Below are 22,309 nucleotides of genomic sequence, written 5' to 3'. Positions count from 1 at the left end.
ATAGGCATTTTTAGCTAATCTCACTAAGGCTTTTTCTTCTGTTTTTTGTTTTTGGGGCTGCCCCGCCCTGCGGGCGGGTCGGGCCATTGCGCAGCTCGCAGGTCTGCTCGGCCCTGCAGGCTTTTTCGCTTTGCTTCAAAAGCCTTGGGTCTGCCGCCTTCGGCGGCCCTGCTCCAGCCCCTCAGCCGAGGCGCTGCGCGCCTTTGCGGCGGCTTCGCCGCCTAATCTAGACTTTGGTAATATTGGTAAAGATTATACATCAGCATATAATCCAGACCATTGTATTCAAAATGTCGGCCCCAGGGGTTGCCATTTTTTAGTTCGGGATGTACCCAGCGGTCAAAGCCCATCCAGCCGGGCACTTCTTGGCAGCCTGGGGTGCCAAAGCAGGGGCCATCCCAGGGAGCGCTTTGCAAGAGCTGTTCTATCTCTTTCATTTTTATGGACCGATGTAATTTTCTGCGGTTGACAATGGCGTCTACAAAGGCCCAGGCAATAAAGTCGTGGCGTTGGCAGTAGCGGGCCATCTTTTTGGCCGACCAAGCATTGACCAAGATGGCGGATTGTACAATCATGCCTCTATTGTGTTTGGGCATGGGCAGCCGCCAGCCCAAAAAGGTAAAGGCGGCTAGGCCCCAGCCTTGGCTGCCTTCGCCTTGGTAATTTTGGCCGGTATAGGGGCCAGCTAGGCGGTTGCCGCCTTCGGCTAGGGCATAATTGAGCATGCGCAGATCGCCTCCCCATTGGTTGGGGATTTTTTCGCCATTTGGGGCTTTGAGGGTCCAGTTTTCTTGCAAAAAGTAGCTAGAGAGCCGATGCACTTGGCCCGCTACTTTTTCATCAAAGCTAGGCAGGCTATCTTGGTACTTTTGGCCTTCTAGCAATTGGGCCGTAAGCAGCCAACCGACATAGAGGTAAAAGACTTGGTCTTGGCTAATGAAGTAGCCATCTTTGGCGCTAGGGCTTTGGCAGGCAGCCGAGGCGCGGCAGCAATTGGCGCTATCAAATTCTAGATAAAAATCGGGGGGGACATCATCTCGGATGAAAAAGCCATTGAGGCTAGGAGGGAGGCCCAAAAAGGTTTCGGCTTGTTTGTCTAGGCGGTCGTAGGCTTCTAGGGCCAGCCAAAGTTCTTTGAGGCAGGCTGAGCGGTCTTGGCCTTTTTGTTCGAGCAATTTGGCTTCTAGGGCGAGGGTGGCCATATATAGGCCTAGGTGGATGGTGGCATCGCCCCATTCTACTAGTCCTTGGCCCTTTTGGGTGCTACATTTGTCTCGGAGCATATGCCAGTTGGTTTGGCAATTGGCTGTAGGCATTTTGGCCCCCATTGGGATAGATTGGCCGGGGCCTTGGCCCAGGCGTATATACTCTTTGAGAAAGCGAAAGCGGTAGCGCCAATATTTTTGTTCTAGGCTATCTTTGGGCGATAATTGGGCCGAGCTATGGGCGCATAAAAAAAGCAGGCCGAAGCCGAGCAGCCAAAAGCGGAGCCCTTTTGTGGAGCGGCCTAGCGATGTGGAGGGGTGGCCCATAGGGCCAGACCGAGCCGCCTTGGCGGCGAAGGGCCGAGCAGACTTGCGAGCCCCGAAACGTAGCGCCGCAAGGCCAAAGGCCGCAGCGGAGGCCCAAAAAGAAAAATACTTCATCATATTATCTAGTATTAGGGCCATAAAATAAAAAACTTCCCCCATAGCCGAAACTAAAAAGGGAAGTGCGCAAGAGTATCTTGAGTAGGGGCCTTAATTAGGCATCTACGGCATGTTGTTTTTGTTCTTCGATCTCATCGACCAATTCTTTGTCGTAGCCCACATAAATATGGATCCAGATAGAGCGGGCCAGGCGAGCATTGATAGGCAGGATCACGATAGCGCCTAGAATAGCGACCATAAAGGCCATATTCACGCTAAGTCCGGCAACAAACATAAGTAGGGTTACAGAGCTGAGCATGTAGCCACCGCTGAGGCCATAGCCAATATACATAGCGCCCCAGAAAAAACCGGGTTCTGTTTCGAAGCGTTGGTCGCAGTAGGGGCAGGTTTCGTGCATATTATAAATTCCGCCAGTAATGCCAGTTTTGAACATATCGCCTTCATGGCAGCGGGGACATTTGTTGAGCAAAATGGCAGCGATTTTTCCTCTTTTAGCCATAATTATTTGCAATTTGTAGTGTCCTTGATGAGAGGGCACAGATGATGATGTATTGGGCTTGAGCTCGTCAGGATGATGGATAAAAAAAAGAGTTCAAGCGCTTTGTTTGTCTATGACAAATATAGGTATTTTTGGCAGCTTGGCAAGGTGACGGCTATCACAGTTATTATTCGTTTTAGCTAGAATAGAATAATTAAAAATTTGATTATCAATAAAATAAATGTATAAACATGAGAATTGAGGGAATTGATGCTGTTGAATTAGAAGATTTTATCAATAGAGCGATCAAAGAAGACCTAGGAGATGGGGATCATACTTCTTTGGCCTGCATAGATAAGGAGGCCCAAGGGACGGCCAATTTATTGGTTAAAGATGCGGGAGTTTTGGCTGGAGTAGAGTTGGCCAAGGCTATTTTGGCCCAGCTTACGCCTGAATTGAGCATAGAGGTATTTTTGGAAGATGGGGCCAAGGTGGCGGTAGGCGATATTGCCTTTCGTTTGTCGGGGCCTAGCCAAAGCATTTTGAAGGTAGAGCGCCTAATTTTGAACTGCATGCAGCGGATGAGTGGAATTGCCAGTTTGACGGCTCGTTATGTAGAAGAAGTAGTGGGTTTGAAGGTGCAGTTATTAGATACGCGAAAAACAACGCCTACGCTACGTTTTTTAGAAAAATGGGCGGTGCGCATTGGCGGAGGCAACAACTACAGAACGGGTTTATATGACCGAATTATGATTAAGGATAATCATATTGATTTTTGTGGGGATGTGCAGACGGCCATTCAGCAAGTGTTATTTTATTTGGTGGCCGAAAACAAGGATTTGGCCATTACGGTAGAGGTGCGGGATATGGCCGAGCTAGAAGCCGTTTTGGAAATGGGGCAGGTGGATCGGATCATGTTGGACAATTTTAGTCCGGCAGAAATCAAAACCGCCTTGGCCAAAATTAAAGGAGAATTTGAGACCGAGGCCTCGGGAGGCATCACCTTAGAAAACCTTAGGGCTTATGCCGAAACGGGCGTCGATTTTATTTCGGTAGGGGCATTAACCCACTCTTTTCAGAGTTTGGACCTGAGCTTGAAAAAAAGCTAGATTCAACAGAAAAGCCGCTGAAGGAATACTCCTTCAGCGGCTTTTTTACTAGATCCCAATATAGACGTAGGCCACTATAAAAATAGAGAAGAGCTGTAGCCAAAACTTGGGGTCTTTGTAGACCAGGCTGCCTTCTTCCCAAATAGAGCGGAGGAGTTGTGAGAAAATGAGAATATAAAGGGTAATAACTAGTAGCATATATTTTTTAGAAATGAGGGCTAAGTAAATGTTCTTTTTTAGATAATCAAAAATTGGTCCATAAATGCCTGTAGATTAGGTAAAACGCCTAAATTATAGGATTAAGAACTTCTTTGATGTAGAAAAGCAGCCGACTTTATATAATTGAATGTTTAATGAACCCATTTGAAATGGCTGGCATGCAATTATTGATTTTAGGACAAAATAAGTTGGTATCTGAAACCTTGGCCGAGCTCCTGGCCGAGCAGAGCCGTCTTGCGCTAGCTTATCTAGCCTTGCCGGCTTGTGCCTCCTGTTGGCTCAATGAGCAAAAAGAACAGCTGAGCCAAACCAATATTTTTATTATCAATACCGATGACGCCTACCAGAAAGGAGTAGAATGCCTCAAAACCTTAAGAGATGCTTATCCAGATGCGCCTATTTTTGTGGTCGATCAGCATGAGAGTCCTAGCCTAATTGCGCTTTGTGCAGCAGCTGGCGCCAATGCCTATTTCTCTCTTTCGGGCCCATTAAACAAATTGGAGCAGGCAATTAGTAGCTGTTTAATAAATGGCTAATAGATTTTGTCTATTAGCTTAAGTCATTGTTTATTAGCGGGATAACTGCTGGTTTTTGCCAGTTATTCCGCTTTTTATTTGCCCTAATAGGGGCTAAACAAACAGAAAAACGGCCCTAAAGACTATACAACTTTCAATTTTTTTTGAAAACTTACATTAAGACAATTTTAAGGCTCTTTGTTTTAATTGATTGTAAATCAGTGTATTATGTTTTACATGGCTCTTAAGAGTAAGCTAAATTAATTGATGTAGCTACATTTAATTAGAACAAAGTTTTGTTTTTTGTTTAAGATTGCCTTATATTTGAAGTGTTGAAAGTTCAACAGTTTTTAAGAATCACAAAAAATGCATGCCTTATGTCTAGCTCTGAATTTAGCGTTCAAATCCATGAAATGGCGGGCATCCTTCAGGCCTTTGCCTACAAACTGACTAAAAGCTCAGAAGACTCTAAAGATCTTTATCAAGAAACGGCCTTTAGAGCGCTCACCAATAAAGATAAGTTCCGCCCGGGGACCAACCTCAAGGCTTGGTTGTTTACTATCATGCGCAATATTTTCATCAACAATTATCGCAAGAAGATGAAGGCCAATACCATCTTCGATGCTACCGATAATCAGTATTATCTCAATACTGGAGGGCAAACGGTTTCTAATGGGGCCGAATCGGGTATCCTGATGCAGGAGCTCCAAAAAATGATTGCCTCTCTAGATGATAGTATCCGCATCCCCTTTATGATGCATTACTATGGCTATAAGTACCAAGAAATTGCCGATCAGTTGCAGTTGCCTTTGGGTACCGTTAAGAGCCGCATTTTCTTTGCCCGCAAAGAGTTAAAAGCCCTGATCCATAATCGCTATGGCGATACTTTGGGCCGTACAAAATAAGAATTAGGCTTTTTTATCCTGACAATTGAAAAGCCATCTAGAGCGCTCTGCCTTCGGGCTTGGCGCTTTTTTTTGGCCCAAAAAAAGCAGCTTGCGCATCGCGCAAGCTGCTTTTTCTGCTAGGAAGAGGGCAATTCTCTAAAGACTGCCAATCATGTTTTCGGGGCGAACCCAAGCATCAAACTCTTCTGCGGTCAAATACCCTAGGGCCAAACCAGCTTCTTTGAGGGTGCTGTTTTCTTTATAGGCCTTTTTCGCAATTTCAGAGGCTTTGTCATAACCAATATGCGTGTTGAGGGCCGTCACCAACATCAAGGAGTTCTCCAAGTTTTTGGCAATGTTGTTCAATTGAGGCTCCAATCCAGCAATGCAGTTGCTCTCAAAAGAGCGACAAGCATCCCCAATCAAACGAGCCGACATCAAGAAGTTGAAAATCATCATGGGCTTGAAGACGTTGAGCTGAAATTGCCCCGTCATGCCACCTACATTAATAGCTACATCATTTCCAACAACCTGTGCCATGGCCATAGTAAGGGCCTCGGCCTGTGTGGGATTTACCTTGCCAGGCATGATCGAAGAACCGGGCTCATTGGCGGGAATGGTGTATTCTCCAATTCCACAACGTGGACCAGAAGCCAACATCCGAATGTCATTGCCAATTTTCATCAAAGAAACGGCCACAGTTTTCAACGCTCCATGAGATTCTACAATGGCATCATGTGCAGCCAAAGCTTCAAATTTATTGGGGGCAGTCACAAAAGGCAAGCCCGTTAGGTCCGCAATCTGAGCGGCTACCTCTTCGGCATAACCCGCAGGGGTATTCAATCCAGTCCCTACTGCGGTTCCTCCCAAGGCTAATTCGGCCAAATGAGGAAGACTATTCTTAATGGCGCGAATGCCATGATCCAATTGTGCTACAAAACCAGAAAGCTCTTGGCCCACTGTCACCGGAGTAGCATCCATAAAGTGCGTGCGGCCAATTTTTACTACCTCCGCATAGGCTTTGGCTTTCTCATCCAAACGATTGCGCAATTGCTCCAAACCCGGAATCGTGTTCTCTACCAACATTTTATAGGCCGCAATATGCATGGCCGTTGGAAAAGTATCATTGGAAGACTGCGATTTATTGACGTCATCGTTGGGGTGGATTTTTTTCACCTTATCCTCCAAACTACCGCCCAAAAGTACATGCGCACGATTGGCCACCACTTCGTTCATGTTCATATTCGATTGCGTACCAGAACCCGTCTGCCAAACCACCAAAGGAAACTGATCATCTAAAGCGCCCGTAAGCACCTCATCGCAAACTTTAGCAATGATTTCAGCCTTATCATCAGCCAAAACCCCCAATTTATTGTTGGTCAAAGCTGCCGCTTTTTTCAAAATGGCAAAAGCATGCGTAATCTCCAAAGGCATGCGCTGCCCTCCAATCTGGAAGTTTTCCTTAGAACGTTGCGTTTGTGCGGCCCAATATTTGTCGGCGGGCACTTCTACATATCCGATAGAATCTTTCTCTTGACGAGTCGCCATGAATCTTGATTTTTTTAGGTCATAAAAAAGCAATTTACAACTTCTATATATAAGTATGGCGATTTTATTACAGTTTTTTATAGGGGCCTCCGCAGCTGCGCTGCGGCCCTACGTTTCGCAGCTCGCTGTTCGCTCGGCCCTTCGGCCTGACGGCCTCGGTCTGCGGCTGCGCCGCACTGCTGCACATCGGTAGGCCAAGTCGCTTCGCTCCTTTGCGGCGGCTGCGCCGCCTGCTTGCCGCAAAATGAATAGCCCTTAAAGCAACCAATGAATAGTTAGCTGTTTTTCAAGGCATTTTTAAAGCGCTATGGCAGAAAAAAATAAGGCAGAAGAGCGCAAAATTAGCATTCCTCAGCAAGGACCGTTGTTTTTAAATGAGTTCTTTGTATATTCGTAAGTCTCAAGTTAATTTCACAGAAAAATAATCATCATCATGTATAAGTGGATACTTAGTTTTGCTCTTCTCGCCTTTTTATTTATTGGCCAAGAAGCTAGCGCTCAACATAGAGCAGCTGCTGCTCCCGCTGCCAGCACAACTGTAGCTGCCAACCCCATTAGCGATTTGCTAGACCTTCTTCGCAAGGATTATCAGGCTACTGCAGAATTGGTGGATGTAGCCAACCGTTCTGCTCAATATCTCCCTACTCGCAATCATGAAAATTACGAGGCCTTTAAAGGGATCTTTCTAAAAAAATTGAGCTATTACATGCCCGAAGCCGACCACAGCCGCCTCAAAACTGACGCTAAATTTGCCGATATTTTGCAGCGTTTGTACCGCCAAGCTGGCAGACGCTAAACTGCAAATTCTCCTTTTTGGACCATTTACTGGATTCTTCCCAAAAAGATACTAAATTTGTTGGCCTTCAACCCCTCAAAAGTTGAAGGCTGGCCTTTTTAGCGGAGACAGGGCCGAAGGCCCGCAGGCAATAGCCAAATTTAACCGCACTCACTTTTATAGTTTGCAGCAATTTAGCGCTAGTCGGCCCTATTTTTCTCGACCATAGCGAAGGCTATGCCCTCAAAAAATAGCTGGACTAGCACAAAATTCATAACAAACTATGGCCAAAGCAGCGCGATTAAATCTGGCTGAGGGATGGATAGTGGTGGCCCGAAGGGCCAGACCCAAGTTTTTTGAAGCGAAGCGAAAAAAACTGCAGGGCCGAGCAGACCTGCGAGCCACGACACAGCCCGACCCGGCCAAAGGCCGGGGCAGCCCCAAAAAAAAACAGCAGAATATTCCAACAACTCCAGTATCTCAATACCATGGAAGAGCACTCTCTACCCGATGAGGAAAACCAAGAACAGGAACCTCAAAAAGAAGAACGAGAAGTCACTGCAGAAGAACTGCAGGTCTTTAATGAGGAACTTATGCCTCAAATTAATGCCTTGTACAACTTTGCCTATCATCTGACTTACAATGAAGATGATGCAAATGACCTGGTACAAGAAACTTATCTCAAGGCCTATCGGTTTATACATCGATACCAGCCCGGAACCAATGCCAAAGCTTGGCTCTTTAAGATTCTGAAAAATGCCTTCATTAATCAGTATCGCAAAAAGAGTAAACGTCCGCAAAAGGTGGATTATGAGGACATTGTGAGCTATCATGATACCGAAGATGCAAGTTATGTAGATTTCATGGACCTCCGCCAAGAAATCTTTCAAGGCATGATTGGCGATGAGGTAACCACCGCAATTAATTCTCTAGCTGTAGATTTTCGCACCGTCATTTTGCTCTGCGATATTGAAGGCTTTACCTATGAGGAAATTGCCAAAATTATTGATGTCCCTATCGGTACGGTGCGCTCGCGTCTGCACCGCGCTCGTAATATGCTCAAAGAGCAGCTGCGTAGCTATGCCGAAAAGTTAGGATATAAGGATTATAGAGGCCAAAAAAATAAATAATTCGCTTTTAACAGACCGAAAACGAACTATTTAGGCGCTTTAAGCCGTTAGCAAGAAACTTCAAATTATCAGGCGCCTCTTAAAAGAAGGGGCGCTATTTGAAATAGATGCAAACTATTCTCAATTTACTAAAACAGTACAGTTATGAATGGACTAACTGAGAAGGAGTTCAACCGCCGTCTGGTCATGTACCTAGATGGGGCGCTCGCTCCAGAAGAAAGCCGCAATTTTTTAGATGCCATTATGGAATCTCCCGAACAACTCGCCAAATTGGAACAGGAGAAATCCTTTAGAGAATTTTTACGCAAAAAAGTGGGCCGGAGAAACGTCTCCTCGGCCTTGGTGCAAAGTATTAAAACCAAAATTAGCGACCCCAGTACTTCCTCCTATTGATCCTATCTTTTACTGTATAGAGGCAGCATCTCGCCCGAGATCTGGTCGCATCCTCTTCAACAGTTTCCCTATTATAAAAAGAGACGAGCCTCAGCCCGTCTCTTTTTTTATGTTATTGCTTGACCACCAACTGCGAAACAGGCAAAAAGCCTTGGCCCGATAAACGCAAGATATAACTGCCAGAAGGCAAATTGCCTAAGTCAAATTCATATTGGGCTTTTTGCCCCTCTAAAGGAAACTCCTTGAGCTTTTGTCCAGCCAAACCATAGAGCTCGGCCCGCTCCAAACTGGCCCCCTTGGGCAAAAGTGGCGCTACCGTAAAACGCTGCTGTACAGGATGCGGATAGAGTTTTAGCTGCAGCTTTTCGGGACTTTCTGCCGCTAGGCGCTCGCTTTTAGAGGCAAATAGACTTTTGGCCAAATGCAATTGGTTAGACTCCCAAAAGCGGTCATGAGAATAGACCATAACCATTTCTTGCTCCGAAAAGGCAACTTGACTAAAATCGCTGGGCAAGGGAATAGATTCTTGCGCTACCCATTCTTCCGATAAACTGCTGCGCTCAAAAATGAGCAATTCGCGCTGCGCATTATTGCAAACAAAACGCAATCCATCATGCGATAGATGCCCGGGCTCTATATCAGCCCCTTCTATCAGCACATCCTCAAATTGGTAGAGCCCCGGAAAAGCCCCCAACTTGAAGCGCAAAATTTGTTGGCCGTTGCTTCCAGAGTGATAAACATAAAGTTCTCCTAAATCTTGAGTTAAGCTAGGAGCCGAAATAAATTCTAGATCGGCAACACCTTCCAAGCTAAGGATAGCCGCAGCCGTCGAAAATTCTTCTTTTTTATTTTTCCGCTGAGAGAAATAAAGGTCAATTTTACCTTCTTCTCTTACTGTATGCACCGCAGTCAACTCATCTTCAGATAGCCAAATAGACATATTATCTAGCCCTTCCATATTTAGACCCATGACTTTGGCTGGACCAAAAGGCGTTTCTAAATTGGGCCGCTCGGCTTGCACAATTTTATCCTGCCCCTCAAAAGTTTGGGTCCAAAATAAACGCAAACCATCCCGAGATAACCAAGGGTAAGCATCGGTGCTGCCCTCCATATTGACCTCCTTGAGGTTGCGGGCAGCCTGCAAACCAGCATAGCTAAAATCACTGTTTTCCTCTGCTATGGGCAGCAAAAAATCAGCCTCTTGCTGGCTTTCATATTCAATAAAATCAGGCGCTTCTAAGCGGGGAAGCTGCGCCCAGCTGGCCAGCGAAAACAAACTGGCTGCAAATAATAAGATTGGCTTTTTCATAAGACAACGATTTTGAGGTAAATACCCATTTGCTCAATGGGTTAGGGGCTATTTATCTAGATGTTTAGTTTTTAAATTTTGGTGTTTTGAGGATTATTTTTTTGGGGCTGCCCCTTCCGCTAGGTTAAAACCCAGCGCAAAGCGGCATCGCTTTGCGAAGCGATACAAAATGAGGGTTGAAACCCTCATGAATGATCGGTCGGGTCGGGCTGTGTCGTGGCTCGCAGGTCTGCTCGGCCCTGCGCTTTTTCGCTGCGCTCAAAAGCTGGGTCTGGCCTTCGGCCACCACTATCCATCCCTCAGCCTGCGGCCCTTTGGGCCTGTAGGGCGCAGAAAAAAGCCCTGCCGCAATTTTGCGGCGGGGCTCTCATTTAATCAATATGTGGAATTTCGACCAGTAGGGCGGCGCAACTGCCTTTGCCGCTAAATTTCATTTGGCCATTGCTGCCCAAACTATACTTTAGGGCCGAATCATCGGCTAGTTTTGGACCAAGGACCGCCTTGAGGCGGCTCTTGAAACTCAGTTTGCTGCTTTGCTGCTTGAGCTGTCGGCAAACTTGATCAATATCCAGAGGTTCTTGCGAATAAATGATGCACAAAAAATCAGTACCTACCTGCCCATTTAGGCGAAGATGTTTTTCTTCATTGGGCAAGGGGACCTCATTCTTTTGGTAATTGAGTAAGGGACTTACATTGGGCTTATGGGGGAAAACCACAAAAGGCTTATGCCGCAAATCATCGCCAATGGCATAGACATAGGCTGGGGCTTGGTTGCCAATATACATTCTGAAGCGGGTCCCTGAGCGATAAGAAGACTTTAGGCGAAAGCTACTTTTATCGGCTTGGATGCGAGCCTGCATCGCTTGGCCCTCATAGCCTTCTAGGCGGAGGCTGCCGGCTAGCTCTCTTTTTGCGGGAGCTTTGGCAGGCTCGCCTACAATTTCGATAGCCTGATAAAAGAAGGCGGGAAAATCTTTATACTTTACCCAAATTCGGCCATTGCCGCCCCAGGAAGTACCCCAAGAATTTTGGACCAAAAAGGCTCCCCCATATTTATCATCATCATAGCCAATGAGGCAAACGGCATGGCGGCCATGCGGGTTGCTTGGCGACTCTTCAGCAGATTCGGTGGGTTTCCATAGATCTGATTTGGCATACATAAAAGAATTGGGGCAAATCATAGAAACGGCAATAGGGTAGCCTTCGGACAGGCTTTTTTTGGCCTTAGCCACCTTTTGTTTGTCTGTGGTGCCGTCATTTTTGTCCCAAAGGCGGACATAATCCTTAATCTTAAAATTTTTGGCGGCATCATAGGCTTGTTGGGGCAATTTATTGCCATTATAGCAATGGGCCTTAAAGTCCTTATATTTGGGTACGCCATAAACCTTCATATTATCGGCACAGCGAGAAAGGTAAGCGCCCCAGCAATTTTTGCTAGAAGAGCTTAGGCGATAGAGAAAGCCATAAGAAAAGATATTATCGTCGATAGTTTTGGTATCGGTCCAGCCATTGGCCTTTGCTTCTAGGATAGAGCGGGCGGTATAGGCCGTGGCCCAGGCTGCGCAGGTTCCATAATTTCCTTGGCTACCGGGAGTGGGGGCCCATTTGGCCAAAGAAGCGCTAGAGCCTACCGAGCGGTAGAGTGATTTTGTTTGTTCGGCTTTGACGGGAATATCGTCATAATCGGGATCGGGTTCTAGGGGGATGCCCGTGGTATAGGGTTGGGCCAAAAGGCTGCAGGACAGGGCCAAAAAACTGAGGCAGGCAAAGAATAACTTATACATAGGATTTGGTTAGAAGTGGAAAATAGGGCCCCTCTAGCGGCCGAAGGCCGAACGGCTGAGGGATAGACAGCAGTGGCCCGGAGGGCCAGACCCAGCCGCCGAAGGCGGCGCAGGGCCGAGCGAGCAGCGAGCTGCGACATAGCCCGACCCGAGCCGATAGGCGAGGGGCAGCCCCAAAAAAACAGCAGTAACTAGCGTTTTCTGAAGACAAAATTTCCGCCTTCATCGCCAGTTTGGGGGAGTACGCCAAACTGCGGGACGTGATTATTGGGGCTATTGTAAATAACGGCGGGTTTAATTTTAGAGTAGAGATTTTCTGCGGTGAAGCAGCTAGCGTCATTTTGGCCCAGCATTTTGATAAAATACTTGAAGAAAATGCTGTTATCGGGCACTACCGTATTGGCTCCGCTAGTGATGGCGCGGCGGCTTTTGAGCTTGGCCATTTCCTCGCAGGCGAACTCCTCCATATTGCGGAAGCCGCCGGTAAAAATGGATCCACTAAAGCAGGCATCGGCGACGACTAGGGTGTGTTTGGCCTTCATGGCATTCATATAATCGCGGAGTTCGGCATTAGAGAGCCAATTGCTGCGGCTATTCTTTTTAGAATCTTTGGGGAGCCAGTAGCCCACCTCATTTTTCACGATACCGTGGCCAGAATAGTAGACCAAAAGGTTGTCGTCATCGGTTAAGTGATCTTGTAGGTAGACCAATTTATTGAGAATTTCCTCCTTTGTGGGGTTTTTGAGAAAATGCACATCGCTGGGTTCAAACGTATAGGTTTGAGTAAGGACCTTTTGGAGTTCGGTAGCGTCATCGATGGGTTTTTCGAGATCAGAGATGGCAAAATCGTCATAATTTTCTACGGCGATAATGAGGGCGTGATAATTTCCGCTACTAGAGGCCTTATATTCGATAATGCGTTTTTCGGAGCGCATTTCGTGTTTATTGGTTTGGACCTGAATAACGAGTTCGTTACGTCCTTCTTGGAGGCGGACCGTTTCGGAGAGGCTACGATCGCAGTCATCTTCTAGGCCAAATCCTCTAGCGCTAAAGCTTTTTCCGTTGAGCAAGAGTTTGACCGAAGTGATTTCCAGTTCTGAGTTGATACAAGCCTTTACCTCATAGACGGGGTCTGTACTAGCGGTATAGGCTTTATAGGGGTAATCCCAGCTAACCGAGGGGGGCGAAGTTTCCTTCATTTGGGCTTTAGCTTGGGCCAGGCCTTTTTTGTAGATGGCTTCTTGGGGGTTAATGCTTAGTGCTTTTTGGTAATCCTTGGCGGCGGCTTCAAAATTGCCTAGGCATTCTTGGGCCATAGCGCGGTCACCATAATAGAAAGCGTCCTTAGTTTGGGCCATACGTTCGGCCGTATTAAAATCGTTTAGGGCTTTATTGCATCGGCCGAGGCAGAGGTAGATAGCGGCACGGCTATGGTAGCTATGTTCATCGGCTTCTAGTTGGATGGCTGAATTGACATCATTGAGGGCGGTTTCGCATTGGCCGAGGAGATATTTGGCCCAGGCGCGGTTATTATAGCAATTCGCGTTATTGGGCTGGAGCTTGAGGGCCTCGGTATAGTGGCGGATAGCTAGATCGTAATTTTTTGCATTGAGGGCTTTATTTCCGGCAGTATAATGGTCTTGGAAATAATCCTTACGATTTTGGGGTTCATAATTGAAGTGCAGTTGGCTAATGCGGTAATTTTTATCCCAGTTCGTTTTGATATAGTTAGCGGGAAAGGCGGTTTGGGCCATACTAACTTCATTTTGGGCCTTTTTGAGTTTAGACATCACGACCAGCCATTGGCCATCGCCATAGGTGATGCCAGTAATATTGAAGCCCTTGCCATAATTTTCTTGGATCCATTCGGCGGGGTAATTGGCTGACCAGCGGAAAGTTTGTTGGCGGAACTGGGCACCTTTAGAGAGGACGCCTACCCATTGGCCTTGGCCATAGGCTAGATCGATGATATACTTACCGGCCTTCCATTGTTGTTCGATATAGGTTTTAATTTCGTCGAAGCTATTTTTTTTTGCCCAGCCTTCTTGTTCAAAGCCAGCGCCACGGCTCATGACCACGATCCATTGTTCATCGGCAAACTCGATATCGGTAATATCGAAGCCTTCGCTCCATTTGCGGTCGATCCAGTCATTGGGGAAGTCGGTACTTCGGTAGAAAGTTTGTTGTTTATAATTTTTCTGCGTCATAACGACCCACCAAGCCTCGCCATCGAAGGCGATATTGGTCATAAATTTTCCTTGGTTCCAATGCTTTTTGACAAAGTCGGTAGGGAATTCGCTGCTCTTTTCGTAGGCTTGCAGGGATCTGCTCGGACTCATAGAAATGGCCCAACTATCATTTTGGGCATAGAGGCCATTTAGGCCAAGAAAGAAGCTAAAGAGGATGAAAATAGTGCGCATGTTCTTATAAAGTTTTGTTTTGGCAGAATGAAGTCCTTGGGCTTTGCTAGAGATCTACAAAGAAAGTGCTATTTTTTAATAGAGCGGCTAAGAAGATGGCTGCAAGGAATTTAAAATACTCAGGAGATGCGAATTTTATACAGTTTACTCTTAATTTTTTGGGCTTGTTCGCTTCAGGCACAGTATGAGCCGCCCGAACATTCGCGGCTGAATTACCATCCGCGGCGGGTGTTTAGTGTAGAGTTGGTGAGTACCTTTAATGTAGGGCCTTCTCAGAGCAGCTTTATGTACTTTAACACTCAATATAGCCTTTGGCAGCGACCTTTACAGCAACTCAACTTACAAACGGGGGTGGGGTTGGGGTTTATGCAGAACAACTATGGAAAAATGGTAGCGATGTCTGTTCCCTTGCGCCTATTATATGCTTATGGCCGGCAGGGGCATTTTATAGAGGCGGGTTTGGGAGCCAACTTAAATCTGGGTTACTCCTTAGCTGATGGGGGAAATCTTGTGCCAGTGGCTTTACCTTCTTTGGGTTATCGTTATCAAATTCCGCAGGCGGTTTTTTTTCATGCCTACTTAGGGTTGCAGTATCATCCAAAATTGGGGGCGAGTCCCTTAATTGGTATAGCAGTTGGGTATGACTACTAGAGCAGTAGCGGCTGCTAGCTTTTGCTTACTTTTGTTTTTTTGCACTATAATATAAAAGAGATGAAATCATATTACTACAGTTTAGTACTCAGTATTATTATGCCCATAGGTTTGTGGGGGCAGAGTTATATTAAGCATACCGAAAGTGATCGGGTAAAAGCCATACGGGAGAACATACAAGTGTTGAGTAATGGCAAAGGAGATTTTTGGACTGAGGTGGGCGTTAAAAAGGGCTGTGAATATGTAGAAGAGGCTATTTTTTTGGATCGAGGCGATCATATTACCTTTTTGATGCAAGACCAGACGACCCCTTTTCAGGGGAGTTTTTCTTCTGAAAGTGAAGAAATTATGAAAATACAGCCCAAACAGAAGGGCGATAAGTTCCGCTTTAAGTCGACTTATACGATTAAAGAAGCGGGAGATTATTTTTGGCGTTTTACGGCCCTAGACAAAAAGGACTATTTGGTGACCCCTGAGCTGTTGCTCATTTTGGCCAAAAAGGACTGGGCCAAATATCGAGATGCCCAGGAGTTTGGCGAGCAATTGGAGTTTTTGCTGGCTATTTCAGAAACCCTCTTTATTCCCATTCAGGGAGATTTTATTGATAAGGATATTAAGGGCAGCCGATATGAAACGACCTATTTGTTTCAGGGCAAAGAGGGGACTATGGAGATTACGCCCAAGGGCTACGTCTATCGCTGCAATTTATATGAGGGCGAAAAACAAGACCTAGCGGCTCAGGCTAGAGATCAGGCGGCCAAGAAAGTAAAAAGAGCCCTAGAAAAAAACTGCTTGAGAGAGGGAAAGGAAATTACTAAGGCGCCTTACTCTTTGCTCAAGGAATATTATGAGCTACATTATGAGGCTTGTAGTCTAGAAGATGTAGAGGTCAATTTATACCACTACAAAAGAAGAGATGACTATTTTGTACAGCTAGAAATTGTGCATAAGAAGTAGGAGAGAGGCGGCCCTTGGGCCGCCTTTGGCCTTTGGGCCAAAACGGCTGAGGGATAGAAAGCAGTGGCCGTAGGCCAGACCTAGTTTTTTGAGCGCAGCGAAAAAAACGCAGGGCCGAGCAGACCTGCGAGCTGCGACATAGCCCGACCCAGCCTTTGGCTGGGGCAGCCCCAAAAGATAAAAATAGGAAAAGCAAAAAAAATAGGTTGACTCTTTCTAAAATGTTAAATTTGCAGGAGCATTAATTGAGTTTATCTACTTTATTTAGAACCGCAAAGAATGAGACCCATACACTACATTTATCTCTTTTTATTGGCCCCTGTTTTAGTATTTGGGCAGGATGCAGCCAAATATAATGCTTTTGAGGCCCGCTTTATGGAGGCCTATGCGCAAAGCCAATATGCCCATTCTATAGCCATTATAGATTCGGCTTTGCTTGCTTTGGAGACAGAGCCGGGACGACAAGGCTGGAAAGATAGTTTGAGTTGGAGTTTTACGGGCAGTAAGATGGTGTTGCAATATAATTTAGGCCAATACGAGGCGGTTCAGGCCACATTAATGGCGGCTAAAAGCCAGGTGGAACGCTTAGATCAGGGCAAAAAGGGGCTGCATTTGGCCGAATGGCTAGGACTGAGGGCTAAGCTCTATTTGGCCGAAAACAATTTTGAACAGGCAACGGCTAAACAACTCGAAGCCAAAGCTATTTTTGAGCAGCTGAAGCTGGAAGCTACTCCTCAATATATTACGCTGATTAACAATATAGCCGTGGTTTACCTAAAACAAGCAAAGTATGATTTGGCTGCTGATTTTTTTAGACAAAGTATTGCCCTAGAGCGTAAACACAATGATGCTAAAGGAGAACCTTATGCTCGGTCTTTGTATAATGTAATGGCTATAGAGGAAAAGGCTGGGCAGTATACAAAAGCTGAACAAACGGCCAACCTCATCTTGAAAATTATGGAGGAAGTAGGGCGAGAAAATGAATTTTATCTAAAAATCATGATAGCAAAGGGAGGGGTTTTAGAAAGAAAAGAAGCCTTTGCTAAAGCAAAAGAAGTTTATTTAACCGCTTTGGCCCTAGCCAAGAGTAAACAATATGATCAGCTTATCCCTTCTATCACTTTTAATTTAGGTAAGGCTTGTATGGCCGAGCAGGATTATCTGGCTGCTGAAACTTATTATAAAGCGGCTTTGGGACAGACCAAGGGAATGATGAGGCAGACTGTTTTATCTAGCTTGCTTAAGCTATATATTGTACAAGAAGATTATCAACAGGCCGAGAATTATCTAGAACAATATAGAGCCGAAGTTGCTGCCGTTTTTGCCCCAAAAACAGTCAAATACATCCAAAGCCTAAAATATGTAGCCCGCCTAGAAATTGCCAAAGGAGATTTTGATGCTGCAGAAGCGGCTATCCTTCAACATTTGGAATTAAACAGTACCCAAGAAAAACGCTTTGATTTAGATCAACTGGCCGGCCTAGATATAAATTATTTTCTCGACCTAGGCGAACTGTCTAAAATTCTCTTTATCGCTAAAGATTTAGAAGGCAAACGCTATCAAGAAAGCAAAGCGCCCGCTAGCCTCAAGCGCCTGCTAACCATAGATAGCCTTTATGCCGAAACCCTAGCCAAAGAAAGAGAAATGGCCCAATTAGAGCAAGATCGCCTACGCTCTCTAAAGGTGAGCTCGGCCACTTACCAACGGCTAATGAAATGGGCGCATCTGGACCAACAGGCCGCAGAGCAGCTGCTCGCTATTTCAGAAAAAGATAAATCTACGCTCCTCCTCGAAAGCCAAAATGAACGCATCGCTTATAGCAAAAAATTACTGCCCAAAAATGAACAGGAAAAAGAACAGGGCATCAAAAAACAATATCGTCAGATCCTAAAGGCCTATCGGTCTACCGAAGAAAAAGCAAAGAAAGATAGCCTACTCGTTTTGCTCAATGACCAAATCTGGGAAATGGAGGAACACAAACGGCATCTGTTTAAGCAATATCCAGATTATGTCGATTATAAGTTTGGCCATAAACGCTTGCAGCTAAAGCAGCTCCAAAAAGATTTAGGTCCCAAACGAGCCGCTATAGAGTATTTCCTAACAGATAGTAGCTGCTTTGTTTTTTATCTCGATCATCAAGAGCTCCGATATGTAGAGCAAAAAATCAATGCTAAGGAATTGGCCCAAGAACTTATGGACTTGCAAAGAATGCTGCTTTCCTACAAACAGGTTCTTTCTGGCAATGAGGAGGTTTTTCTGAATTATAGCCAAAAAGCCCATCAACTCTATCAATTGCTGCTGGCCCCTGTTCTCCAAAACCCAAAGAGCACAGTTAAACAGTTGCTGATTATTCCCGATAAAGAATTGGCCTATATCCCCTTTGAAAGCTTACTCATGCTGCCCGCCAAGGAAACAGATAATTATAATAGCTTGGCCTATCTGATTAAACGATACGCCATTAGCTATTCTTTCTCGCTAGAGCTTTGGCAACATAACCAAAATACCTCTTTCCAAGAGAATAATGGCCAAATGCTGGCCATGGCGGCTAACTACCAAGAAGGCGATACCATTAGCCTGAATAATAAACGCAGCCAATTAACGCCACTAAAACTAGCCGAAGAAGAGGTCAAAAAACTGGCTACGCTCTTTGAGGGCCGCTTCCTCTTTGGCCAAGATGCCCAAGAAGAACGATTTATTAAGGAGTCCAAAAAGTACCGCTTTATTCATCTCGCTATGCACGGCCTGATGAATAGAGAAAAACCCAGCCTTTCGGGCCTAGCTTTTACCCCCGATAGCGATAGCCTAGAAGATGGCTTCCTGCAGGCGATAGAAATTTTAAATCTAGACCTCAAAGCCGATTTAGTGGTCCTTTCAGCCTGCGAAACCGCCTACGGAGAGTTTCAAGTAGGCAACGGAACCGCCTCTCTGGCTACGGCTTTTATCAATGCAGGAGTGCCCGCTCTTCTGGTCAGCCTCTGGCAGGTAGATGATGCCGCAACTTCCGTGATTATGCAGGACTTTTATCAGCAGCTAGAGGCGGGCCTGAGCAAAAGCGAGGCGCTCCGACAAGCAAAACTCAATTATCTGGCCGCCAATAAAGGCCCTATGGCTCATCCCGCCTTTTGGTCGCCTTTTATCCTTATGGGCAATGATAAGAAGCTAAATCTGCCCCCCTCCAACCCCTTTTTGCCCTTTGCCATTGGCGGAATTATGCTCTCCGCTGGAGGCGCTTTTTTGCTCCGCCAAAAAAGAAAGAACCGAAGCAAAGAGAAAGCCGCCTAGTTGGTCTAGCTAAACCTTATTTTACTCTAAAAGTTAGTAAACTCTTGATCGGGAGACTTATCTTAGATGAGTCTCCCCATTTTTTGGCTTCAACCCGATTTTTCTATGGCTGCCGTTCTCCTCTTTTTTCGCCTCTTTTTCGAGGCCTGCTTCCTGGCCCTCCAACAATTGTTTGGCAATAAACTCCGTACCCTACTTTCCCTGCTCGGCATTACGATCGGTATCTGGTGCGTGATTATGGTCTTCTCCGCAGTCGATTCCCTAGAGTATAGTATCCGCAAAAGCTTTGAGCAGCTAGGCGATGATGTGGTCTATGTGAATACGATGCCCTGGGGCGAAGACCCCAGAGAGAATTACTGGAAGTATATGCGCCGCCCAGAACCCTCTTACCGAGATTTTGAAGCCATTAAGGCCAATTGCCAAACCGCTGGCAAAACTTCTTTTAGTGTGTTTATTGGCGGTAGCAATACAGAGTCTAAGCTGGGACAGGCCGCTGGGGTGTTCTATATGGGCGTTACCCCCGATTATAAAGATATCTTCGGCCTAGAGTTCGAACAAGGCCGATACTTTACTCCTAATAGCTTTTTTAGAGGCCAAAACGAGGTGGTGATCGGCTATGAGGTCTATAAGGCGCTTTTCCGTGAAGGGGAGTCCGCTCTGGGCCGCTGGATTAAGTCTAAAGGACAAAAACTTAAGGTGGTGGGGGTGCTCAAAAAAGAAGGAAAGGACCTCATTAACCCCATTAATTTCGATAATGTCGCGATCATCCCCTATAATACGGCCCGCAAGTATATTAACTTAGGCCGCTCGGCCATGAACCGCGGCCGTAGCTCTATTTCCGTAAAAGCCGAAACAGGCGTAGATGTAGAGGCCCTCAAAACGGAATTGGTGGGGGTGCTCCGCGCTAGCCGCCGCCTGCCCCCAAAAGAAGAGGACAATTTTGCCCTCAATACGCTCTCTATTCTCTCCAATTTTCTCAGCAGCATTTTTGGCGTCATTAATCTAGCAGGCCTCTTTATTGGCGGCTTTGCCATTATCGTGGGCGTCTTTTCGGTGGCCAATATTATGTTCGTTTCCGTAAAAGAACGCACCAACCTGATCGGTGTGAAAAAAGCCCTAGGCGCTAAGCGCTATATGATCCTCATGGAGTTCCTGATCGAGTCGATTTTACTCTGCCTTTTTGGTGGGGCTATCGGCCTGTTTTTGGTCTACCTGGCCGCCCTAGCGGTTACCCATTTTGCCGATTTCCCCATCTTTTTATCTACTTATAATGCCGTACTCGGCCTCAGTATTGCCGCCTTTTCTGGCGTGATCGCAGGTATTATTCCCGCCTATTCTGCCTCTAAAATGGAAGCTGTAGAAGCTATGCGTGCTGGACGATAATGAGGTTTTGGGGCCTCCGCTGCGGCTTCGCCTTGCGGCGGTTACTCCCTTCGGTCGTCGAACTGCGGACTAAAGTCCTTGTTGTCGTTGCGGGGCTCGCTGTTATTTTGGGGCCTCCGCTGCGGCTTCGCCTTGCTGCGCTACGTTGCGGGGCTCGCTGCTCGCTCGGCCCTGCAGCCGCCTTTGGCGGCTTTGGTCTGGCCTTCGGCCACCCCTGCACATCGCTAGGCCTGCGGCGGCGAAGCCGCCTGTAGGACCACATAAAAAAGCCCAGCAGATAACTAATCTGCTGGGCTTTTGACATTCTTCAACCAAGCTATTGTTTCACAAATTTAGTTTGATAAAACTGTTGATCATCTGTTCGCAAATGTAAGATGTACATGCCCTTGGGCAAGTCTCGAATAGAAAAGTGATTTTGATGCAGCTGAAAATGACGAACTTCCTGCCCCGCCAAATTATAAATGCTAAGATTCAATGCGCCATTTAGCGCTATATCTAGCCAAAGCTCATCCTGCGCTGGATTCGGAAATACCCGCACTTCTTTTGCTGCCGAAATTCCCGACTCCGTTCTGAAAATATTGCTGATGATGTTATCAACAAGGGTATCATTATAGTTTTCGCTAAAAACTAGTCGGCCACGAAGACTGTCCTGATAGAAAAATAGCTGTTTATGAACATAGCCATCAATGGGCAGAGGACAGGTCGTTTCAGAGACCTCGGGATGAAAACTCTCAAAACTACCTATGTATTTGATGACAGGATCGAATCGAAAAGACTCAAAGCTGCCAGAACTTAGGTGGTAACGATCAAAGATAAGTTGGTTAAAAGTATCCTGAGAGAGGCTGTCTATATAGAGCGTATCTTGGTCCGGAAAGTTAGGGAGGCTATCACAAGTTGAACGCGGATTGCGAACAATTAAAGAATCACCCTGCACTGCATTAAAATCAAACTTGAGGATAAAGCTATTGCTAGTAGGATCATAAAAATAAAGACTGTCATTAGACATATATTCATACTCATAGCCTATCTGGCTCTCCGATCTGCCCTGACCGACAGTTGGCCCTATATAATTGACACGGCTAAGGGCTATTTTCTTAACCGCTTGGTTCAGAAGCAGAGTATCCTTCTCATAAGTATATTTTAGGTAGCTATCTGGCCCCCAAGCCGAGACCGAATATACCCAAGTCGCCCCAGGAGGGCACCAGCCAACAGTATCTAGTTGTTGGGCTTTTGTGACATTGAAAAATGTGAAAAGAGTAAGAAAAAGTAATAAATACCTCATGAGTATTTTATTTAGAAGTTTAAGATAATGGCAAATGTAATCCTTTTTGAAAAAAAAACAATTTAAAGTTAATGTCTTTGCTAGGCTAGGCTAGGCTGTTTTTGGGCTCAGAGTCTGTTTGAAATTTTGCGTTCCCCTTTATGCTGCCTAGGGACGAGCCCCTAGGCTAGCTTTTTCAGACAGCCCTCTAAAGAGGGCCTTTGGATGAGGTTTTTCTTTGCGATAACAACTGAGCAAGGCCTTGTATATCAACAGTTGAGGCCCTTGTCAGGGCTGACTCCATTGGCTTAGCCTAGGGGCTTGTCCCTAGGCGATGAATGGCTGAATCCTGCTTTTAAGCACTAAGGAAAAAGCTAGCCCGAGCAAGGGGAAAGCTAGCTCAAGCAAGGAAAAAGCTAGCCCGAGCAAGGGAAAAGCTAGCCCGAGCAAGGGAAAAGCTAGCTCGAGCAAGGAAAAAGCTAGCCCGAGCAAGGGAAAAGCTAGCCCGAGCAAGAGAAAAGCTAGCTCGAGCAAGAGAAAAGCTAGCCCGAGCAAGAGA

18 protein-coding genes are annotated in these 22,309 nt (G+C 46.0%); 10 read left to right on the top strand and 8 right to left on the bottom strand.

What is annotated here, in order from left to right; genetic code table 11:
• Positions 1–221: 221 nt before the first annotated feature.
• Together OP864_RS06270 and OP864_RS06265 are read right to left on the bottom strand one after the other, a co-directional pair.
• Positions 222–1,649, bottom strand: a complete 1,428-nt coding sequence (locus OP864_RS06270; protein ID WP_270100403.1) for a hypothetical protein — start codon at positions 1,647–1,649, stop codon at positions 222–224.
• 94 nt (positions 1,650–1,743) lie between these two features.
• Positions 1,744–2,148: a DUF983 domain-containing protein gene (locus OP864_RS06265; protein WP_270100402.1), complete on the bottom strand. Its 405-nt coding sequence runs from the start codon at positions 2,146–2,148 to the stop codon at positions 1,744–1,746.
• A gap of 230 nt (positions 2,149–2,378) precedes the next feature.
• Here OP864_RS06265 and nadC point away from each other — a divergent pair, with 230 nt between their 5' ends.
• Positions 2,379–3,236 (top strand): carboxylating nicotinate-nucleotide diphosphorylase, encoded by an 858-nt coding sequence (nadC, locus tag OP864_RS06260; protein ID WP_270100401.1) that lies wholly within the window; start codon positions 2,379–2,381, stop codon positions 3,234–3,236.
• A gap of 48 nt (positions 3,237–3,284) precedes the next feature.
• Here nadC and OP864_RS06255 read toward each other — a convergent pair whose 3' ends face one another.
• Entirely contained in the window at positions 3,285–3,434 is a 150-nt protein-coding gene (locus OP864_RS06255) for a hypothetical protein (RefSeq protein ID WP_015691992.1), read from the bottom strand.
• Between the two features lie 155 nt (positions 3,435–3,589).
• On the opposite strand from OP864_RS06255, the gene OP864_RS06250 reads away from it, so the two are divergent.
• Positions 3,590–3,991 carry a transcriptional regulator gene (locus OP864_RS06250; RefSeq protein ID WP_270100400.1) on the top strand — a complete coding sequence of 134 codons (402 nt, stop codon included), beginning with the start codon at positions 3,590–3,592 and terminating at the stop codon, positions 3,989–3,991.
• Positions 3,992–4,347: 356 nt separating this feature from the next.
• On the top strand, positions 4,348–4,875 hold the full coding sequence (locus OP864_RS06245) for an RNA polymerase sigma factor (protein WP_002659269.1): 528 nt from the start codon (positions 4,348–4,350) through the stop codon (positions 4,873–4,875).
• A 138-nt stretch (positions 4,876–5,013) separates the two neighbouring features.
• Here OP864_RS06245 and fumC read toward each other — a convergent pair whose 3' ends face one another.
• Complete coding sequence (fumC, locus tag OP864_RS06240; RefSeq protein ID WP_270100399.1) at positions 5,014–6,405, bottom strand: class II fumarate hydratase; 1,392 nt, start codon at positions 6,403–6,405, stop codon at positions 5,014–5,016.
• Between the two features lie 433 nt (positions 6,406–6,838).
• Here fumC and OP864_RS06235 point away from each other — a divergent pair, with 433 nt between their 5' ends.
• The 3 genes from OP864_RS06235 to OP864_RS06225 all read left to right on the top strand — a co-directional run bounded on the left by OP864_RS06235 (position 6,839) and on the right by OP864_RS06225 (position 8,703).
• The gene (locus OP864_RS06235) at positions 6,839–7,201 is read left to right on the top strand and encodes a hypothetical protein (protein ID WP_270100398.1); all 363 of its coding nucleotides are present in this window, start codon (positions 6,839–6,841) and stop codon (positions 7,199–7,201) included.
• 467 nt (positions 7,202–7,668) lie between these two features.
• Positions 7,669–8,310 (top strand): sigma-70 family RNA polymerase sigma factor, encoded by a 642-nt coding sequence (locus OP864_RS06230; RefSeq protein WP_015691985.1) that lies wholly within the window; start codon positions 7,669–7,671, stop codon positions 8,308–8,310.
• Between the two features lie 144 nt (positions 8,311–8,454).
• Positions 8,455–8,703, top strand: coding sequence for an anti-sigma factor (locus OP864_RS06225; protein ID WP_015691984.1), 249 nt, complete (start codon positions 8,455–8,457; stop codon positions 8,701–8,703).
• Between the two features lie 112 nt (positions 8,704–8,815).
• Here OP864_RS06225 and OP864_RS06220 read toward each other — a convergent pair whose 3' ends face one another.
• From OP864_RS06220 to OP864_RS06210, 3 genes are all read right to left on the bottom strand, one after another.
• Positions 8,816–10,012, bottom strand: coding sequence for a T9SS type A sorting domain-containing protein (locus OP864_RS06220; protein WP_270100397.1), 1,197 nt, complete (start codon positions 10,010–10,012; stop codon positions 8,816–8,818).
• Positions 10,013–10,383: 371 nt separating this feature from the next.
• Positions 10,384–11,796 carry a C1 family peptidase gene (locus OP864_RS06215; protein WP_270100396.1) on the bottom strand — a complete coding sequence of 471 codons (1,413 nt, stop codon included), beginning with the start codon at positions 11,794–11,796 and terminating at the stop codon, positions 10,384–10,386.
• Between the two features lie 191 nt (positions 11,797–11,987).
• Positions 11,988–14,216 carry a DUF7477 domain-containing protein gene (locus OP864_RS06210; protein ID WP_270100395.1) on the bottom strand — a complete coding sequence of 743 codons (2,229 nt, stop codon included), beginning with the start codon at positions 14,214–14,216 and terminating at the stop codon, positions 11,988–11,990.
• A 126-nt stretch (positions 14,217–14,342) separates the two neighbouring features.
• On the opposite strand from OP864_RS06210, the gene OP864_RS06205 reads away from it, so the two are divergent.
• The 4 genes from OP864_RS06205 (at position 14,343) to OP864_RS06190 (ending at position 20,489) form a co-directional block, all read left to right on the top strand.
• Positions 14,343–14,867, top strand: coding sequence for a hypothetical protein (locus OP864_RS06205; RefSeq protein ID WP_270100394.1), 525 nt, complete (start codon positions 14,343–14,345; stop codon positions 14,865–14,867).
• 60 nt (positions 14,868–14,927) lie between these two features.
• Complete coding sequence (locus OP864_RS06200; RefSeq protein ID WP_270100393.1) at positions 14,928–15,824, top strand: hypothetical protein; 897 nt, start codon at positions 14,928–14,930, stop codon at positions 15,822–15,824.
• A gap of 279 nt (positions 15,825–16,103) precedes the next feature.
• The gene (locus OP864_RS06195) at positions 16,104–19,106 is read left to right on the top strand and encodes a CHAT domain-containing protein (protein WP_270100392.1); all 3,003 of its coding nucleotides are present in this window, start codon (positions 16,104–16,106) and stop codon (positions 19,104–19,106) included.
• A gap of 105 nt (positions 19,107–19,211) precedes the next feature.
• Positions 19,212–20,489 carry an ABC transporter permease gene (locus tag OP864_RS06190; RefSeq protein ID WP_270100391.1) on the top strand — a complete coding sequence of 426 codons (1,278 nt, stop codon included), beginning with the start codon at positions 19,212–19,214 and terminating at the stop codon, positions 20,487–20,489.
• A gap of 316 nt (positions 20,490–20,805) precedes the next feature.
• Here OP864_RS06190 and OP864_RS06185 read toward each other — a convergent pair whose 3' ends face one another.
• Complete coding sequence (locus OP864_RS06185; protein WP_270100390.1) at positions 20,806–21,771, bottom strand: T9SS type A sorting domain-containing protein; 966 nt, start codon at positions 21,769–21,771, stop codon at positions 20,806–20,808.
• Positions 21,772–22,309: the final 538 nt, after the last annotated feature.

The organism is Saprospira grandis, from assembly GCF_027594745.1.
GTDB lineage: Bacteria > Bacteroidota > Bacteroidia > Chitinophagales > Saprospiraceae > Saprospira > Saprospira grandis.
The sequence above is the reverse complement of the archived record's forward strand: the minus strand, read 5'-3'. Positions and strand labels throughout refer to the sequence as shown.

What these genes read in the sequence shown, in the direction of transcription:
- OP864_RS06270 (WP_270100403.1), bottom strand. Translation starts at nt 1,649, where the DNA reads ATGATGAAGTATTTTTCTTTTTGGGCCTCCGCTGCGGCCTTTGGCCTT.
- OP864_RS06265 (WP_270100402.1), bottom strand. Translation starts at nt 2,148, where the DNA reads ATGGCTAAAAGAGGAAAAATCGCTGCCATTTTGCTCAACAAATGTCCC.
- nadC (WP_270100401.1), top strand. Translation starts at nt 2,379, where the DNA reads ATGAGAATTGAGGGAATTGATGCTGTTGAATTAGAAGATTTTATCAAT.
- OP864_RS06255 (WP_015691992.1), bottom strand. Translation starts at nt 3,434, where the DNA reads ATGCTACTAGTTATTACCCTTTATATTCTCATTTTCTCACAACTCCTC.
- OP864_RS06250 (WP_270100400.1), top strand. Translation starts at nt 3,590, where the DNA reads ATGAACCCATTTGAAATGGCTGGCATGCAATTATTGATTTTAGGACAA.
- OP864_RS06245 (WP_002659269.1), top strand. Translation starts at nt 4,348, where the DNA reads ATGTCTAGCTCTGAATTTAGCGTTCAAATCCATGAAATGGCGGGCATC.
- fumC (WP_270100399.1), bottom strand. Translation starts at nt 6,405, where the DNA reads ATGGCGACTCGTCAAGAGAAAGATTCTATCGGATATGTAGAAGTGCCC.
- OP864_RS06235 (WP_270100398.1), top strand. Translation starts at nt 6,839, where the DNA reads ATGTATAAGTGGATACTTAGTTTTGCTCTTCTCGCCTTTTTATTTATT.
- OP864_RS06230 (WP_015691985.1), top strand. Translation starts at nt 7,669, where the DNA reads ATGGAAGAGCACTCTCTACCCGATGAGGAAAACCAAGAACAGGAACCT.
- OP864_RS06225 (WP_015691984.1), top strand. Translation starts at nt 8,455, where the DNA reads ATGAATGGACTAACTGAGAAGGAGTTCAACCGCCGTCTGGTCATGTAC.
- OP864_RS06220 (WP_270100397.1), bottom strand. Translation starts at nt 10,012, where the DNA reads ATGAAAAAGCCAATCTTATTATTTGCAGCCAGTTTGTTTTCGCTGGCC.
- OP864_RS06215 (WP_270100396.1), bottom strand. Translation starts at nt 11,796, where the DNA reads ATGTATAAGTTATTCTTTGCCTGCCTCAGTTTTTTGGCCCTGTCCTGC.
- OP864_RS06210 (WP_270100395.1), bottom strand. Translation starts at nt 14,216, where the DNA reads ATGCGCACTATTTTCATCCTCTTTAGCTTCTTTCTTGGCCTAAATGGC.
- OP864_RS06205 (WP_270100394.1), top strand. Translation starts at nt 14,343, where the DNA reads ATGCGAATTTTATACAGTTTACTCTTAATTTTTTGGGCTTGTTCGCTT.
- OP864_RS06200 (WP_270100393.1), top strand. Translation starts at nt 14,928, where the DNA reads ATGAAATCATATTACTACAGTTTAGTACTCAGTATTATTATGCCCATA.
- OP864_RS06195 (WP_270100392.1), top strand. Translation starts at nt 16,104, where the DNA reads ATGAGACCCATACACTACATTTATCTCTTTTTATTGGCCCCTGTTTTA.
- OP864_RS06190 (WP_270100391.1), top strand. Translation starts at nt 19,212, where the DNA reads ATGGCTGCCGTTCTCCTCTTTTTTCGCCTCTTTTTCGAGGCCTGCTTC.
- OP864_RS06185 (WP_270100390.1), bottom strand. Translation starts at nt 21,771, where the DNA reads ATGAGGTATTTATTACTTTTTCTTACTCTTTTCACATTTTTCAATGTC.